Consider the following 16,263-nt stretch of genomic DNA (forward strand, 5'->3'; position numbering starts at 1 on the left):
TTGTGTTGTGGGTGGACGGATTTCGCCCTCCACCCTATCGAACTCAGGGATGCTCGGCGGGCACGACCTTGCTCATCAGGACGAGGCCGTCACGCGGCTCGTAGCCGAGGTTGCGCTTCAGCAACCCGGGCGACGCCGGGTCGGTCGTGTCGACCCCGATCCCGGCTCCGTCGCAGCCGTCCTCGGCCATCGCCACGAGGGTTCGTTGCAGCAGCGCGATCGCGATTCCGCGGCCACGGAAATCGGGGTGGACGCCCACCCGGTCGGTCCAGCCGAACGTGGCACCCTCGAGCGCCAACTCCTCGTCGAGACCCGACAGGGCGTAACCGACGGGTGCGTCGTCGACCAGGGCCACCCACGACCACGCGGGACGGAAGCTGTCGCGGGTCAGCGACTCCTGCCAGACGCTGTTGCCCACCCTGCGCGTGCCCAAGGTGTCGCGGAAGCAGATGTTGTGCAGCTTGAGGAGGTCCGTCGCGTGGCGCTGGTCGAAGCGCTCGATGCGGACGCCGTCCACGTCGAGCAGCGGAGGCAGGTCGTCGAGCGGTCGGTGCATGTCGTAGAAGTAACGCTCCTGCTCGAAGCCGAGCTTCTCCAGGAGCTTGCCGAGGCCGGCCTGGGCGTGGTCGACATAGCAACCGAGCCAGACGGGCTCACCCGGGCGGTGCTCGTCGCGCCACTCGATCGCCCGCCGCTGCTGCCACTCGAGCACCGAGCGCCCGATCCCGAGGTAGCGGTGGGTCGGGTGCACACCACCCAGCAGGTAGACCTTCGCGATCCCGTCCTCGTCGACGATGTTCCAGCCGTAGGCCAGCAGGTTGCCGAAGTCGTCCCAGCCCCCGACGCTGTTGTCGGAAAGGTCCGTGACGTCGTCCATGCCGACGAGTCGCTCCAGGGAGGAGACCACCGGATCGTCGAGCAGCTCGATCTGGCCACGCAGGGAGTCGAGGTCAACGAGGTCGTCATCGGTCAGCGCTCGCCAGTTCAGGTGCCTGCCGACGTACGGGTCCATGCCACCCCCAGGTGCTTCGTTGGCACCGAGTCTATCCGCGGCGGGTCGAGGGCCGACGCCAAATCCGCCTTCGCGTCCTGGCGACGCGCGGCGTGGTCTGCTGCCACAGCCTGCGCCACCTGGGCATCGCCTCCGCGGCGGGCTGGTCGTCTGCGCGTCGGTGCTGCACCGTCCACCAGGAGAGGTCCCCCGTGTGGAACAGCTGCCCCACGGCAGACTGCAGTTCACCGGTGGCCTCGGCCAGCGAGCGTCCGCGCACGTAGATCGGCGAGCCGAAGCGGACCGACACGTGCGGCTTGTTCTGCAGTGCCAGACCCAGCACCTCATTGAGCTTGAACGTGCCCACCAGCGCGACCGGGACGATCGGGACGTTGTACTGGCTCGCCAGCTGGGCCGCCAGCGGGGTGAACTCCCCCACCTCCCCGTCCACGACGGGATCCTCGGTGAACAACACGACGCTGTTGCCGCGGGCAAGGGAACGGCTCGGCGTCCGGATGGTCGCACGCAGCCCGCTGGGCAGGACGGCGCGCAGCACCTGCCAGTCCAGGACACCGGCCTCGTTCACCGCGAAGATGACCGGCGGTTGCAGGCCGGAGAGCGCGTCGAGACCAGCCACCTGGTAGTCCAGGCGCCACGTCAGCAGCTGTAGCAGGTTCGGCGTCTTCTGCAGGTCCGTCAGGCCCAGGCGCAGCCGCTGGGTGGGAGCCTTCGGGGGTGCGCCCTGTGGGCGCCGGTGGCACAACCCGAACAGGCTGCCCGCGAACCCGAACACGTCGGAGAACCAGGTCACCCTCACCCTGGGCCGCTCGCGCCGCTCCTGGGCCCAGGACTCGAGCTGCCTGCTCACCGCACGACCCCGAGCAGTTGGCCGGGCCCGTGCAGGTGCGTGATGTCCGGGTGGGAGCCGACTGTGTTGGAGGCGATCTCGAGCGCATCGGCGAAGGTTGTGGCTGCCCGGTGCCCGAGGACGGCGGCGCTGCGCCGGTCCCCGCCCACCCAGATCACGTCGCCGAGCCTGTTGGTGGCCTCCCTGATCCGGTACCAGGTGTGGAAGACCTTGAGCGGGTGGTTGGCGTAGTGCTCGCGGTACAGCGCCAGGTACCAGGGGTCCAGCGAGGCGGCGCCCTCGAACCGCTCGCGGATGACCTCCGGGTCGAGCGTCTCGGGCAACACCTTGGCGAACAGGTCGGCCGCGGCCGACTGGGTGCGGTTGGAGAAGTTTCGCGACAGCGGGTGGCGCGCGATGAGGACGCCGCCCTCTCGCACGAGCGGGGTCCCAGCATGGCTACCGGCCTGCTCCACCAGTGCATCGTGGGCCGCGTTGATGGGCGAGCCGACCGGGTTGCCGTTGTCGAACGAGGAGCCCCATACCGAGACGGCCAGGACGTCGGCGGATCCGGGCAACTCGACGGAGTTGGCGGCCATCCACGCCTCGCGTGCCTGCTGGCGCACGAGCGCGGCGTCCCCGCCGATCATGTCGGAGATCGCGTAGTCGGCGAGGGGATTTCCGAACAGCTTCTGCGAGCCGCGCTTGGTCAGGGCGGAGACCAGTTGGCGGGCCGTCGCGAACGCGAACTGGTCCGGCAGGCGCCACTCCCACTCGCGCTTGTTCAGGAAGGACAGGGACGTCCCCAGCAGCGGTTGCCCGAGCACGGCGGTGACGGCGAACGTCGGCACGGCGTCGTACACGATGCGAGTGATCCGGTCGGTGGTGGCCCGGTCGGCGTACAGGCCCTCCAGGCGGTTGATGGTCTCGGTGTCGGTGAGCCCGAGCGCGAGGCCACAGCCCGAGGTGTGATCGCTGGCCACTCCGATGCTGACCACGAGGTCGGACTCGGCGACGCGCTTGTTGAGCCTGACGGGGACGCCGTCGACGTCGCCGATGGTGACCAGGTCCTCGGCGGTCACGTCGTGGCTGCTGATGAGGCCGTCCGGGATGAAGGAGGTGGCGACGCGGTCACCCAGGATCTTGCTGATCTCGGGTCGGCTCCAGCGGCGGTTGAGACCGGTGGCGATCACGATCTGGACGTCGTCCACCCCGGCCCGGGCCGCATGCTCGAGCACTCGCTCGAGGATGCTGCGGCGCACGTCGAAGCGCATCCGCGGCTCCGGCTGCTTGTCGTCCCGGACCACGATGGTCAGCTTCGTGGAGCGGTCGAGGGTGCTGGGGAGCGGCTCGGCCCCGACGGGGCTCTCGAGCGCGGCGTCGATCAGGCCCACCGGGTCCTCGGAGGCCACCGAGTCTGCCGGGTACGCGACCCGGGTTCCGACGCCGAAGCGCTCCAGCCGCAGGTCGGCACCGGACAGCGTGAGCAGCGGCGGGGTCTTCTCGTCGACCTCAAGGACAAAACCGGGACGGGACATCTACCGTTCCTCTCTCACGTGGGGAAGCTTCCAGCGGGGCTGTGGGGAGTCCGACGGCCACTCGATCACTGACCAGCTGCTGGAGCGGGCCGCCCGCATCAGGCCGACGTCGGGGTTGACGGCGACGGGGTTGCCGACGGCGCGCAGCATCGGCAGGTCGACGTGGCTGTCCGCGTAGGCGAACGACTTGGAAAGGTCGAACTTGTGCAGGTTCGCGTAGTGGCGCAGCCATGCGGAACGCGACTCCCCCACCATCGGTGGCCCGGACAGGAAGCCGGTGCACACACCGGTGGCGTCGGTGGCCAGGTCCGCCGCGACGATGTGGTCGAAGAGGCCCTCGAAGGGCCGCGTCAGGGGGCGGATGACACCGGTCATCAGGACCGTGGTGTGGCCCGCCTCCCGGTGCTCGCGGATCCGGCGGATGGCCTCGGGCGAGGTGCGGTCGAGGATGAAGGCCGACAGGTGCTCCTCCACGAAGTTCTCGAGCTCGGCCAGGTCGGCACCCGCGTAGCGCCGGTAGATCTGGCGCAGGAAGATGCCGCGGTCCTTGCGCTCGGCACCGATGTAGTTCGGCAGCTGCCAGATCACCTTCGCCACCTCGGCGGCGCGTTCCGCGATGGACAGCTCGGGCAGCTTCAGCCAGAGGTAGGTCTCGACGACGTTGGTGGCCATGACGGTGCCGTCGAGGTCGAAGGCCGCCAGCACAGTGCCGGGCTCCGACGGCTTGAGCGCCTTGTACGTGGCGGAGCGCTGGCTGCGCCGCTTGCGCGCGGCCTCCAGACGCCGCACCGGGTCGGTGATCGCGGGGACGTGCACTTCCTCCAGGTAGTGGGTCCAGTCCACGTCGCCGGAGTCGAACCCGAAGGCCTCCCGGTCCTCGGGGTGCAGAGAGTGGTGCAGCGCGAGGGTGCAGTCGTCCACGAAGTGCACCTCGGACTGCAGGTACTCGCCGTAGAGCGACAGGTACTTGTTCAGGAAGTCGAGTTGCTTGGCGGTCTTGTCCAGGGACATCGCCGCCGCCCGGACCTGCTTTCCCCTCGGCGCGAAGCTGAGCAGCTTGTTGCCCACCTTGATGCCCTTGTCCGCGAACCAGAGCAACCGCTCCACGGGCTCGGCGCCAGGGAAGTTCCACACTGCCAGCGGGACGGAGCCCTGCCCCTCGGTGTAGGGATGCTGCGAGAAGTAGGAGCGGATGTGCTCGTAGATCCCCCGGAACGTGAGCGGGTTCCTCGCTCCGGAGCTGCAGTGGTAGAACTCAGGCTGGCCGATCTCCGGCTGCGTGGCGCAGACCGCAACGATCGCGTTGACGACGTAGTCGCAGGGGATGATGTCGATCACGGCATCGGGCGAGGCCGGGAACTCCGGAAGCTGCCCCCGGCCGTAGGCCAGGATCAGCGGGTCAGCCATCTTGAACCCCTCGATCCAACCCGGGTAGGGGTCGCGCAGCGAGGACTCCACGATGGCCGGACGCACGATCGAGACCTGCATGTCCCCACCCAGGTCCGTCACGACGCGCTCGCCCATCGCCTTGGCGAAGGTGTACACGTCGGTCCAGCCCAGCGAGCGGGCCCGCTCTGTGCCGGCGGCCACCAGTTCGCGGTCGACCCAGTCCTGGCGGCGGCGCTCGGTGTCCTCCGACGTCGTGAGGTAACCGGCGCGACGGTGCAGCCTCTCCGCTTGCTTGCGGAGTTCGGTGAGCTGCTCCGAGCTTCGCGAGAGCGTCTCGACGTGTTCCTTCATCGCCATGGCGGCACGCGTCTCGGCCTCGTAGTCGACGTCGTGGGCGTGCGCCGCCTCGGGGATGGCGCCGCGGCGACGTCCGGCCGTGTAGGCGGTGGAGATGTGGACGTAGTGCGGGATGCGCTCGAGGTTGCCGGCGGCGTCGCTGCAGGACTCTCGGAACTTGGTGAGCAGCGCCTTCGTGCCGATCACGTTGGTCATGAAGGCCTGGTCGATCGGCGGGTCGAAGGACACGTCGCCGGCGCAGTGGACGAGGACGTCGATGTCGCGTGGCAGGTCCGGCACGTTCGGCAGGTCACCCTCGATGACGTCGACCCGCGCCGCCATCAGGGCCTCGACGGATCCGGCAGTCTCGACCAGCGGCTTGAAGATCTTCTTCTTCAGCAGGCTCGCCACGCGCTCTGCGGCCGTCACAGAGCCCTTGCGGCGCACCAGCACTCCGGTGCGCACCTCCGGGCACTCGGTGAGGAACTTCCACAGCATCTGTTCGCCGATGAAGCCGGTGACACCGGTCATCACCACCTTCTTGCCCGCCAGCAGGTCCCGGATCCTCCCGTCCAGCAGGGGCGGGGTGTGGACGGAGGCGGTCTCCGGGACGCCGAAGCTGCTCCTCGGCGCGCTGGCCATGTCAGGGCCTCCCGGCCACGTCGAGCGCTTCCGGGAGTGTGAAGTTGCCCATGTACAACGCGGTGCCGATGATGGCGCCCTCTACACCGGCGCCCACCAGCTCCCGCAGGCGGCGGAGGTCGTCCAGGGATGAGATGCCACCGGAGGCGATGACGGCGGCGTCGGTGCGCTCGCACACGGCGCGCAGCAGGTCGAAGTTGGGGCCGGTCAGCATGCCGTCGGAGTTGACGTCGGTGACAACGAAACGCACACAGCCAGCGGCCGACAGCCTGTCGAGGGTCTCCTGCCACGGGCCGCCCTCACGGGTCCAGCCCCGGGCGGCGAGGTTCTCGCCGCGGACGTCCAGTCCGATGGCGATCCGGTCGCCGTGCTCGGCGATGATCCGCTCGCACCATTCGGGCTGTTCGAGCGCCGCGGTTCCGATGTTGACCCTGCGGCAACCGGTGGAGAGTGCACGCTTGAGCGAGGCGTCGTCGCGGATGCCACCGGAGAGCTCCACCTGCACGTCGAGCTGCTCGATGATGCCGCGCAGGAGCTCGGCGTTGGACCCACGACCGAAGGCTGCGTCCAGGTCCACGAGATGGATCCACTCGGCCCCGTCGTCCTGCCAGCGCATGGCGGCGGCCAACGGGTCGCCGAACTCCTTCTGGGTTCCGGCCACCCCCTGGACGAGTTGGACGGCTTGGCCGTTCTGGACGTCGACTGCGGGCAACAACTGCAAGGCTTCCACGACGGTCAACCCTATCCGACTCGGCGCCCACGGTGGACCAGCATCCCGAGCCCGGCCACCACCACGCACACCACCAACGGGGGCAGCGCGACGGCGGGGGTGGTTGCCGCTGCGGCGAGGACACGGAGGAAGTAGTCGAGGAGGCCGGGGAGGTCCCGCAGCAGCGCCCTCGATCCGAGGGAGGCCTGGATGGCCGTCGTCAGCGCCGGCACGACCCACACCAGCAGCAGCCCGACGAGAGCCGCCAGCACCCGGCCGAGGCTCCGGAGCCCGGCCCACGCGATGGCGGCGCCGACCAGCATGGGCGGCAGCCAGCGGGCAACAGCGAGCAGCACGCCTCCGGCGCCGGGGATGAGCTCGCCCCCGCCGATCCACGGCCCGGTCATCCACGGCCCCAACGCGAGGGCACCCACTGCCAGCCCCACCACCGCCCCCGCCCTGGGCGCGAGTGACACCAGGAGCATTGCAACCAGACCCACCACCACGGCCAGCGCGGTAACCCCCACGAGGGTCGCCAGGTAGATCGCCGAGGCCGTTCCGGCCTGCAGCCCGGCGTTGATCTCGAGCGTCGTCTGGCCGAGGGCCACCAACTGCACGAGCAGCGCCGCGCCGACGAGCGCGATCATCCCTGCCCTGGAGAGTCGGCCGCGCAGGATCCGACCGATGAGCCCAGCGGCCGCGGAGCCGACGACGACGAGGCCGATGATGTCGGTCACGTGGTACTGGCTGAACGGCAGCAGGACGAAGGGCATGCCGTCGGGCGGCGTAGCCGTCGCCCACAGGTTCTGGAGCGGAGCGGTGCCTCCGGTCGTCAGCCAGGGCAGAAGCCCGACCAAGCCAGCCACTGCACCCAGCAGGGCCCCCAGGCCCACGCGGGCGCCCCTGTCACGGGGGGACTGCTGAACCATGGCTGCTCCCTTCGACGTGGCGGTATCGCTCAGGAGGCGAGCCAGTTGCGCAGCAGGCGTGCGCCGGCCGCACCGGACTTCTCCGGGTGGAACTGGGTGCTGGCGACGTTGTCCCGCTCGAGCGCGGCGACGAACTCCTGGTCCTCGTGCCGGGCGGTGGTCGCCAAAGCGTCGGGCGGGGCGGCGAGCGCCGCGTAGGAGTGCACGAAGTAGAACCGTTCCCCCGCCAGCCCGTCGAAGAGCCGGGAATCGGGGGGCACCTCGACGGTGTTCCAGCCCATGTGTGGCAGCCTTCGCACGGGCAACTGTTCCACCGTGCCGGGGTACAGGCCGAGGCCGGCTGTGTCCACGCCGTGTTCGGTGCCACGTTCGAAGAACACCTGGTGACCGACGCAGATGCCCAGCAGGGGCCTCCCGGAGGACACCCAGTCGGCCACGAGTTCACGGCCGCCGACGGCCTCGAGGCCGGTAATGCAGGCCGCGAACGCTCCGACGCCGGGGACCACGAGGGCGTCCTGACGCAGGAGCACGTCGTGTTCGGAGGTGACGACCACAGCAGCGCCGGCGGCACGCAGCGCCTGGGCCGCGGAGTGCAGGTTGCCAGAGCCGTAGTCGAGGAGGCCGACCCGCCTCGGCCCGTTCAGAGTGCGCCCTTCGTGCTCGGGATCGCGCCCTGCTGGCGGGCGTCTGGCTCGACTGCAGTGCGCAGCGCACGGGCAAGGGCCTTGAACTGGGCCTCGACAATGTGGTGCGGGTCTCGCCCTGAGATGAGCTTGAGGTGGACGCAGAGCCCGGCGTTGAGGGCGAGGCTCTCGACGACGTGGTAGGTCATCGATCCGGCATAGGGCACGCCGGAGCCACCGATCAGCGCGTAGACCTGGCCGTCGGGCTCGCCGTCGCACACGACGTAGGGACGGCCCGCGACGTCGACGACGCACTGCGCCAGCGCCTCGTCGAGCGGGACGAGGGCGTCGCCGTAGCGTCGGATGCCGGACTTGTCGCCGAGGGCCTCGCGCAGGGCCTGGCCGAGCACGATGGCGGTGTCCTCGACGACGTGGTGTCCGTCGATGTGCACGTCGCCGCTGGCCTGGATGTCAATGTCGATCAGCGAGTGCTTGCTCAGGGCGGTGAGCATGTGGTCGTAGAAGCCGACGCCGGTGGAGATGTTGGACCGGCCCGTGCCGTCGAGGTCGATGGAGACCTTGATGGTGGACTCGCTCGTGGAGCGTTCCTTGGTTGCGGTGCGGTTCATGGCTTGGTTCCTTCCAGCGTCGGCGCGATGTCGGTCAGGGCGTCCCTGAGGGCCGCCATCTCGTCCGGGGTGCCCGCCGATGCGCGGAGGTACCCCTCGGGTCCAGTCTCCCTGATCAGGACGCCGCGATCCAGCAGCTGCTGCCAGACGCGGTGCCTGTCAGGGAACCTCCCGAACAGTACGAAGTTCGCGTCGGAGGGCACGACGTCGTAGCCGCGCTCCCGCAGCCACTGCTGCAGGCCGCGGGCCTCGGCCGCCAGCTCGTCCACGCGCGCGAGCAGTTCGTCACCGTGGCGCAGCGCCACCCTGGCCACGGCCTGGGTCTGGGCGCTGAGGTGGTAGGGCAGCCGCACGATCCGGCAGGCGTCCACGACGGCGGGGTGCGCGGCCAGGTAGCCGACGCGGCCACCGGCCAGTGCGAACGCCTTGCTCATGGTCCGCGAGACCACCAGACGCGGGAACCGTGGCAGCAGCTCCAACGCCGAGGGGCCCTGCGAGAACTCCTGGTAGGCCTCGTCCACGACGATGACCGCGTCGGTGTTCGCGGCGACCTCCTCGATCACGTCGAGACCGGTGGAGGTGCCCGTGGGGTTGTTCGGGGTGGTGACCAGGACGACGGTCGGGTCGTGCTCGGCGATGGCGTCAAGCACCAGACGCGCGTCCAGCGTGTGATCGGGCCTGCGCGGAACGGTCACGTAGCTGGTGCAGGTGTTGCGCGCGTACTCCGGGTACATGGAGTAGGTGGGCGTGAATGCCAGCACCTTGCGGCCCGGGCCGCCGAAGGCGGTCAGCAGCTGCGACATGATCTCGTTGGACCCGTTGGCCGCCCAGATGTTCTCCGGCCTCAGGCCGTGGCCCAGGTAGGCGGCCAGGTCCTTGCGCAGCGCGAGGGCCTCGCGCTCAGGGTAGCGGTTGAGGGACCCAGCGGTGGCAACCACCGCTTCGGCCATCTCCCGGCGCACGGCCTCCGACGGCGGGTACGGGTTCTCGTTGACGTTCAGCACCACCGGGACGACGAGCTGGGGCGCGCCGTAGGGCTCGGCGCCCACCAGGTCGGCCCGCAGGGGCAGGTCCGCGAGCGTGAAGTCGCCCGTCACCTGGGCCTCCGCACAGTGATGGCGGCGGCGTGTCCGGGCAGGTCCTCGGCGTTGGCGAATCGCTCCACGCCGTCGGCGAGCGCCATCAGGCCCTGCTCGTCGTAATTGATGACGTGCACGGTGCGCATGAAGCTGCGCACGGTGAGCCCGGAGCTGTGGCAGGCGCAGCCGGCTGTCGGCAGCACGTGCGTGGACCCGGCGGAGTAGTCCCCCAGGCTGACCGGCGAGTAGTCACCCACGAAGATGGCGCCGGCATTGCGGATTCGACGCGCCACCGCCTCCGCGTTCGCGGTCTGGATCTCCAGGTGCTCCGCGCCGTAGGCGTCGGCGACGCGGATGGCCTGGGCCTCGTCCCTGACCAGCACGATCGCGCTCTGCCTGCCGCCGAGCGATGTGCGGATCCGCTCCGCGTGCTTTGTGACCGACACCTGTGCCTGGAGCTCGACCTGGACCTGCTCGGCCAGTTCCGCCGATTCGGTGATGAGGACCGAGGCGGCCATCGGGTCGTGTTCGGCCTGGGAGATCAGGTCTGCGGCGACGAATTCGGGGCGTGCCGTGGCGTCGGCGATGATGGCGATCTCGGTGGGCCCGGCCTCGGAGTCGATGCCGACGACGCCACGCAAGAGCCGCTTGGCCGCGACCACGTAGATGTTGCCCGGGCCCGTCACCAGCGAAACGGGTTCACAGACCCCGGGGACGCCGTGGGCGAACATGGCGATCGCCTGCGCACCACCGACGGCATAGACCTCGCTCACACCGAGCATGTGGCAAAGCGCGAGGATGTTGGGGTGCGGCCAGCCGCCGAACTCCTTCTGCGGCGGGGACGCGACGGCGATGCTGCTGACGCCTGCCACCTGGGCGGGCACGACGTTCATGATGACGCTGGAGGCCAGCGGCGCCAGACCCCCCGGCACGTAGAGGCCCACCCGCTCGACGGGAATGTTGCGCAGCCCCACGGTCGCGCCCTCCGCGAGGAACGCGGGCGACGGGTTGGGGTCCTTCTCGAGTTCCTCGGCCACCTGGCGGCGACGGCGCACGGCCTCGGCGAAGGCGGCGGCGAGGTCGGGATCCAGTTCCTCGGCGCACTTCTCCAGAACGGCCGCAGGGACCCGCAGGCTGTCGGGGACGACGCCGTCGAACTTCGCCGAGTACTCCTCCAGCGCGGTCTCGCCACGGGCATGGACGTCCTCGCAGATGGGGCGCACGACCTCCACTGCGGCATCGACGTTGAAGTCGGCGCGCGGGAGGTGGGCCCGGAAGTCGACGTCCACTCCGGTCAGGTCAACAGTTCTCAGCACGAGAACAGAGTCTAGTCGGCCGCCACGCCCTCGGTCGCCACGATGTCCGTGGGTGGGGCGCCCTCCTCCGGCCAGAACGCGGAGAACAGCATCACCGGGGTGATCGCCAGGAACGGCGCCACCAGGATCGCCGCGTAGGCCTGCAACGCAAGGTCCACCGGGACCACGTCCCCGGGCCCCGCTCCGGCCAGGCGCTCGGAGAAGCCGCTGCCGCCAAGCACCAGCCCGAACTGCCACACGACAACGGCGCCGATGGTCGAGCCCAGCACGGCGAGCAGACACACCCACCAGCCGGTGTTGCGGAACAGCAGCCAACTGACGATCCCGGCCGCCAGCCCCAGGATCCCAACCAGCAGCGTGAAGAAGGCATCGGCCGCGAACAGGCTGGCGAGCCCGCGTTCGTCCATGGTGGCGCCGAGGTCCTCCAGGACCGTGTAGCCGGGGCGGTGGGCACCCAGGAACCAGATTGCACCCATCACCAGACCTGCGAGGGCGCACCCGACCAGGAAGGCCGGAATGGACCACCGCGCGTCGGCCAGGGTCCGACGCCAGCGCACGAACCAGCGCGGCTCGGCGGCGAAGGGGATCTCACTCATTTGGTGCAACTCTAGCCACGCCCACCGCGCTCGGGCCGAGGATGGCCTTCAGGTCGGCGAACAGCGGCGAGCCGGGCGCGACCCGGTAGCCGTCGCCCAGCTTGAACGTGGTGATCTTCTGTTCGCTGCGCAGTTGCAGGTGGACCTCCGCGGATCCGGGGTACTCGGAGAGCACCTTCTTGAGGCGGTCGACGATCGTCGGGGTGCAGCGCACGGCGGGCAGCGTCAGCATCACGGGCCCGGAGCCGCCGTCGGGGTTGACCTGCGGCGCCACGAGGTCCTGGGCGCGCATGCGCACCCGGTCCTCCTCGGAGTCGACCACCCCGCGCACGGAGACGATGGTGTCCGGGGCCAGGTGCATGGCCACCTGGTCGTAGACGCGCGGGAACACCATCACCTCGAGGGACGATGTGAGGTCCTCGACCGTGATCGTCGCCCAGAACGCGCCCTTCTTGTTGACGCGTCGGTTGACGGCGGTGATCAGCCCACAGACGGTGGTCTCACCGCGGTACCCCTCCGGGGACGTCACGGACGTGATGGAGTGCTGGCCGTTGGCCTCCAGGACGTGCTCGAGCCCGTTGAGCGGGTGGTCCGAGACGTACAGGCCCAGCATCTCGCGCTCGAAGGCGAGCTTGGTGCGGCGGTCCCACTCGTCCAGGTCCGGGATGGGCGCGTGCTCGTAGGCATCGTCCCCGCCCTCGTCGCCGAACGCGCCGAACAGGTCGTCCTGGCCGTTCTCCGCGTTCTTCTTGACGTCGATGATCCCGTCGACCGCGTTCTCGTAGACACTCATCAGGCTGCGCCGGGTGTGGCCGAGCTCGTCGAAGGCACCGGCCTTGATGAGGGACTCGATGACGCGCTTGTTGCAGATCAGCAGCGGCGCCTTGTCCAGGAAGTCGTTGAAGTCCTTGGCGGGACCCTTCTCGGCGCGTTCGGCCGTCCACGCCACCACGACCTTGTCGCCGACGTTGCGGATGGCTCCCAGCCCGTAGCGGATGTCCTTGCCGACCGGGGTGAACTGCGTCTCGGAGGAGTTCACGTCGGGCGGCAACACCCGGATCCCCATGTGCCGGCACTCGGCGAGGTACCCGGCGGACTTGTCCTTGTCGTCGCGCACAGACTGCAGCAGGGCCGCCATGTACTCGGTCGGGTAGTTGGCCTTCAGGTAGGCCGTCCAGTAGGAGATGACGCCGTAGGCCGCGGAGTGGGCCTTGTTGAAGGCGTAGTCGGAGAACGGCAGGAGCACGTCCCAGAGGGCCTTGATGGCCTCCTTGGAGTAGCCGCGCTCGAGCATGCCGCCGGAGAAGATCTCGTACTGGGCGTCCAGCTCGGACTTCTTCTTCTTGCCCATCGCCCGGCGCAGCATGTCCGCGCCACCGAGGGTGTACCCGGCCAGTTGCTGGGCGATGGCCATCACCTGCTCCTGGTACACGATCAGGCCGTAGGTCTCGCCCAGGATCGGTTCCAGCGCCTCGGCCAGTTCCGGGTGGAGGGGCTCCACCTGCTCGCGGCCGGTCTTGCGGCGCGCGTACTTGTTGTGGGAGTCCGCACCCATCGGGCCGGGACGGTACAGGGCACCCACTGCGGAGATGTCCTCGAACGTGTCGGGGCGCATGGAGCGCAGGAGGGCGCGCATGGGGCCACCGTCGAGCTGGAACACGCCGAGCGTGTCGCCCGCGGCCAGCAGGTCGAACGTGGCCTGGTCGTCGAGCGGGAGGTCCTCGAGCACCAGGTCGACGTCCTGGTTGATCTTGATGTTGCGGACCGCGTCGTCAATCACGGTCAGGTTGCGCAGCCCGAGGAAGTCCATCTTGATCAGGCCGAGGGACTCGCAGCCGGGGTAGTCGAACTGCGTGATGATGGCGCCGTCGGCCTCCCGCTTCATCACCGGGATGACGTCCTGCAGCGGCGTGTTGGACATGATGACGCCCGCCGCGTGCACGCCCCACTGGCGCTTGAGGTCCTCGATGCCCTTGGCGGTGTCCACAACTGTGCGCACGTCCGGGTCGCTGTTGTACAGGTCGCGGAACTCGTTGCCCTCGTTGTAGCGCTTGTGGTTGGTGTCGAACAGGCCGGTCAGCGGCACGCCCTTGCCCATGACGTCGGGCGGCATGGCCTTGGTGATGCGCTCACCCACCGCGAAGGGCATGTCCAGGACTCGGGAGGCGTCCTTCACGGCTGCCTTGGCCTTGATGGAGCCGTAGGTGACGATCTGGGCGACCTTGTCGGAGCCGTACTTGCGGGTGACGTACTGGATCACCTCGCCGCGGCGACGATCGTCGAAGTCGATGTCGAAGTCCGGCATGGAGACGCGTTCGGGGTTCAGGAACCGCTCGAACAGCAGGCCGTGCTGGATCGGGTCCAGGTCCGTGATCCGCAGGGCGTAGGCGCAGATCGAACCCGCGCCCGAGCCACGGCCGGGCCCCACCCGGATGCCGTTGTTCTTGGCCCAGTTGATGAAGTCGGCGACGACGAGGAAGTAGCCGGTGAAGCCCATCGAGGAGATGATCTGCGTCTCGAAGGCGGCTCGGTCCCGCACCTCCTGCGAGATGCCGTTCGGGTAGCGCGCGCGCAGCCCTCGCTCCATCTCCTTGGCGAACCAGGTGTCCTCGGTCTCGCCCTCGGGGACGTCGAACCTGGGCATGTAGGTGCCCATGCCCTCGTCGAACTCCGTCTCGATCTGCTCGGCGATGGCGAGGGTGTTGTCGCAGGCCTCGGGCAGCTCGGCGAACAGGGCGCGCATCTCCGCCGCGGACTTGAGGTAGTAGCCGGAGCCGTCGAACTTGAACCGGTCCGTGGCCGCCTTCCGGGAGCCGGCCGACACGCACAGGAGCGTGTCGTGGGCGTCGGCGTCGTCGGCGTGCACGTAGTGGAGGTCGTTGGTGGCCACCAACGGGAGTTGTAGGTCCTTCGCCAGCCGCAGGAGGTCCTTGCGAACCCGGTTCTCGATGGCGAGGCCGTGGTCCATGAGCTCGACGTAGAAGTTGCCGGCGCCGAAGATGTCGCGGAACTCGGCCGCCGCGCTGCGGGCGTTCTCGTACTGGCCCAGCCGCAGGAACGTCTGCACCTCGCCCGAGGGGCAACCAGTGGTGGCGATGAGCCCCTTGCCGTACTCGTTCAACAGTTCCCGGTCCGCGCGCGGCTTGTAGAAGAAGCCCTCCAGCGAACTGCGCGAGCTGAGGCGGAAGAGGTTGTGCATGCCACTCTTGTTGGCCGCCCACATGGTCATGTGGGTGTAGGCCCCCTTGGAGGCGACGTCGTCCCCGGTGCCGTCGCCGAACTGGACGCGCTTGCGCTCGGAGCGGTGCGTGCGCGGCGTCAGGTACGCCTCGAGTCCGATGATCGGCTTGACGTCGTAGCTCTTCGAGGCCTTGTAGAACTCGTACGCGCCGAAGAGGTTGCCGTGGTCGGACATCGCCAGGGCCGGCATGCCCATCCGTTCCGCACCCTTGAACAGGTCATGGATCCGTGCTGCACCATCCAGCATCGAGAACTCCGTGTGCACGTGCAGGTGGACGAACTGGTCCGACACCCGATCTCCTCTTGTTCCGCAGCCTTGGTCAACGACCCCCCACCCTACCCCCGGAGCCCGACAGTTCCGGCCCGCGACCCGGCCCACTCGCCTACTCTCGGAGCAACGGCGAGGAGGCCCGGCATGAGCAACACCGACACCCATCCGGACTTGGTGGACTGCGTGGTGAACGGGGAGCACCACCCCGACCACGTGCAGGTCATCCAGCCCAAGGAGGTGTCCCTGGGCGGTGCGGACGCGATGCAGGTGCGACGGACGCTGCCGTCGATGACCCGCTCATTCGTGGGGGCGTGGTGCTTCGCGGACCACTACGGGCCCGAGGAGGGCATCTGCATGGACGTGCCCCCGCACCCGCACACGAGCCTGCAGACCGTCAGCTGGTTGTTCTCGGGCGAGATCGAGCACCGGGACTCCGCCGGGGTGCACGAGATGGTCCGCCCCGGAGAGGTCAACCTGATGACCTCGGGCCATGGCATCTCCCACTCCGAGGTTTCCACGCCGAGGCGGGAACTGCTCCACGGCGTGCAACTGTGGGTGGTGCTGCCGGAGGAGGACAAGGACCTGGTCCGTGACTTCCAGCACCACGTCCCGGACCTCCACGAGGACGCGGGGGTCCGGGCGAAGGTGCTGGTCGGCTCCCTCGACGACGCGTCCTCGCCCGTGCGTTCCGAGACCCCACTGCTGGGCGCCGAAGTGGTCCTCGACCCGGGCGTCACCTGGGAGTTCGCCGTCGATCCCGGGTTCGAGCACGGCGTGCTGGTGGACACCGGACACGTGGACTTCGACGGCGTCCGACTCGACCGCAGCACGATGGGTGTGCGCGACGCGGGCCTGGACCACGTGCGGCTCACGAACCCCACCGACTCCTCCGCCAGGATGATGCTGCTGGGCGGCGAACCCTTCGACGAGGGCATCGTGATGTGGTGGAACTTCATCGGGCGCAGCCACGAGGACATCGTGAGGTTGCGCAAGGAGTGGAACGAAGCCCCTGACGACCGGTTCGGTCGCGTCCGCGGCTACCGCGGGCAGACCGACCGGCTGCCCGCCCCGGAGCTCCCGCCCAGCCTGCGCCTCAAGCGCCGCTTCCGGCGTGGCCGGGAGCGCTGA

At 69.2% G+C, this 16,263-nt stretch carries 13 protein-coding genes; 1 reads left to right on the forward strand and 12 read right to left on the reverse strand.

All coding sequences use genetic code 11. The features are described 5' to 3' along the window. Positions 1 to 43: 43 nt before the first annotated feature. From FOJ82_RS12640 to dnaE, 12 genes are read right to left on the reverse strand one after another with little or no spacing between them, the layout of a single operon-like run. Positions 44 to 1,012 carry a GNAT family N-acetyltransferase gene (locus FOJ82_RS12640; RefSeq protein ID WP_185975781.1) on the reverse strand — a complete coding sequence of 323 codons (969 nt, stop codon included), beginning with the start codon at positions 1,010 to 1,012 and terminating at the stop codon, positions 44 to 46. A gap of 31 nt (positions 1,013 to 1,043) precedes the next feature. Beyond that, the gene (locus FOJ82_RS16280; protein ID WP_185975782.1) at positions 1,044 to 1,859 is read right to left on the reverse strand and encodes a lysophospholipid acyltransferase family protein; all 816 of its coding nucleotides are present in this window, start codon (positions 1,857 to 1,859) and stop codon (positions 1,044 to 1,046) included. Further along, the gene (locus FOJ82_RS12645; RefSeq protein WP_143938845.1) at positions 1,856 to 3,376 is read right to left on the reverse strand and encodes a lactate racemase domain-containing protein; all 1,521 of its coding nucleotides are present in this window, start codon (positions 3,374 to 3,376) and stop codon (positions 1,856 to 1,858) included. Before FOJ82_RS12645 ends, FOJ82_RS16280 begins: the two co-directional genes overlap by 4 nt. Further along, positions 3,377 to 5,743 carry an HAD-IB family hydrolase gene (locus FOJ82_RS12650; RefSeq protein ID WP_143938846.1) on the reverse strand — a complete coding sequence of 789 codons (2,367 nt, stop codon included), beginning with the start codon at positions 5,741 to 5,743 and terminating at the stop codon, positions 3,377 to 3,379. Position 5,744: 1 nt separating this feature from the next. Then, complete coding sequence (gene priA, locus FOJ82_RS12655) at positions 5,745 to 6,473, reverse strand: bifunctional 1-(5-phosphoribosyl)-5-((5-phosphoribosylamino)methylideneamino)imidazole-4-carboxamide isomerase/phosphoribosylanthranilate isomerase PriA (protein ID WP_143938847.1); 729 nt, start codon at positions 6,471 to 6,473, stop codon at positions 5,745 to 5,747. Between the two features lie 11 nt (positions 6,474 to 6,484). After that, positions 6,485 to 7,381: a hypothetical protein gene (locus FOJ82_RS12660; RefSeq protein ID WP_143938848.1), complete on the reverse strand. Its 897-nt coding sequence runs from the start codon at positions 7,379 to 7,381 to the stop codon at positions 6,485 to 6,487. Between the two features lie 29 nt (positions 7,382 to 7,410). Next, positions 7,411 to 8,025: an imidazole glycerol phosphate synthase subunit HisH gene (hisH, locus tag FOJ82_RS12665; protein ID WP_143938991.1), complete on the reverse strand. Its 615-nt coding sequence runs from the start codon at positions 8,023 to 8,025 to the stop codon at positions 7,411 to 7,413. Then, complete coding sequence (gene hisB / locus FOJ82_RS12670; protein ID WP_143938849.1) at positions 8,022 to 8,633, reverse strand: imidazoleglycerol-phosphate dehydratase HisB; 612 nt, start codon at positions 8,631 to 8,633, stop codon at positions 8,022 to 8,024. Before hisB ends, hisH begins: the two co-directional genes overlap by 4 nt. After that, positions 8,630 to 9,730, reverse strand: coding sequence for a histidinol-phosphate transaminase (locus FOJ82_RS12675; RefSeq protein ID WP_143938850.1), 1,101 nt, complete (start codon positions 9,728 to 9,730; stop codon positions 8,630 to 8,632). Before FOJ82_RS12675 ends, hisB begins: the two co-directional genes overlap by 4 nt. Next, positions 9,727 to 11,028, reverse strand: a complete 1,302-nt coding sequence (gene hisD, locus FOJ82_RS12680; RefSeq protein WP_143938851.1) for a histidinol dehydrogenase — start codon at positions 11,026 to 11,028, stop codon at positions 9,727 to 9,729. The genes FOJ82_RS12675 and hisD overlap by 4 nt, the downstream gene beginning before the upstream one ends. Before the next feature lie 11 nt (positions 11,029 to 11,039). Then, positions 11,040 to 11,624: a hypothetical protein gene (locus FOJ82_RS12685; RefSeq protein WP_143938852.1), complete on the reverse strand. Its 585-nt coding sequence runs from the start codon at positions 11,622 to 11,624 to the stop codon at positions 11,040 to 11,042. Further along, positions 11,617 to 15,156, reverse strand: a complete 3,540-nt coding sequence (dnaE, locus tag FOJ82_RS12690; protein ID WP_185975783.1) for a DNA polymerase III subunit alpha — start codon at positions 15,154 to 15,156, stop codon at positions 11,617 to 11,619. The genes FOJ82_RS12685 and dnaE overlap by 8 nt, the downstream gene beginning before the upstream one ends. Before the next feature lie 123 nt (positions 15,157 to 15,279). On the opposite strand from dnaE, the gene FOJ82_RS12695 reads away from it, so the two are divergent. Further along, entirely contained in the window at positions 15,280 to 16,263 is a 984-nt protein-coding gene (locus FOJ82_RS12695; RefSeq protein WP_143938854.1) for a pirin family protein, read from the forward strand.

Origin of the sequence: Tessaracoccus rhinocerotis (genome assembly GCF_007197885.1) — a bacterium.
GTDB lineage: Bacteria > Actinomycetota > Actinomycetes > Propionibacteriales > Propionibacteriaceae > Arachnia > Arachnia rhinocerotis.

Coding starts and splice junctions, on each gene's coding strand:
- FOJ82_RS12640 (WP_185975781.1), bottom strand. CDS start 1,012: ATGGACCCGTACGTCGGCAGGCACCTGAACTGGCGAGCGCTGACCGAT.
- FOJ82_RS12645 (WP_143938845.1), bottom strand. CDS start 3,376: ATGTCCCGTCCCGGTTTTGTCCTTGAGGTCGACGAGAAGACCCCGCCG.
- FOJ82_RS12650 (WP_143938846.1), bottom strand. CDS start 5,743: ATGGCCAGCGCGCCGAGGAGCAGCTTCGGCGTCCCGGAGACCGCCTCC.
- FOJ82_RS12660 (WP_143938848.1), bottom strand. CDS start 7,381: ATGGTTCAGCAGTCCCCCCGTGACAGGGGCGCCCGCGTGGGCCTGGGG.
- hisB (WP_143938849.1), bottom strand. CDS start 8,633: ATGAACCGCACCGCAACCAAGGAACGCTCCACGAGCGAGTCCACCATC.
- FOJ82_RS12685 (WP_143938852.1), bottom strand. CDS start 11,624: ATGAGTGAGATCCCCTTCGCCGCCGAGCCGCGCTGGTTCGTGCGCTGG.
- FOJ82_RS12695 (WP_143938854.1), top strand. CDS start 15,280: ATGAGCAACACCGACACCCATCCGGACTTGGTGGACTGCGTGGTGAAC.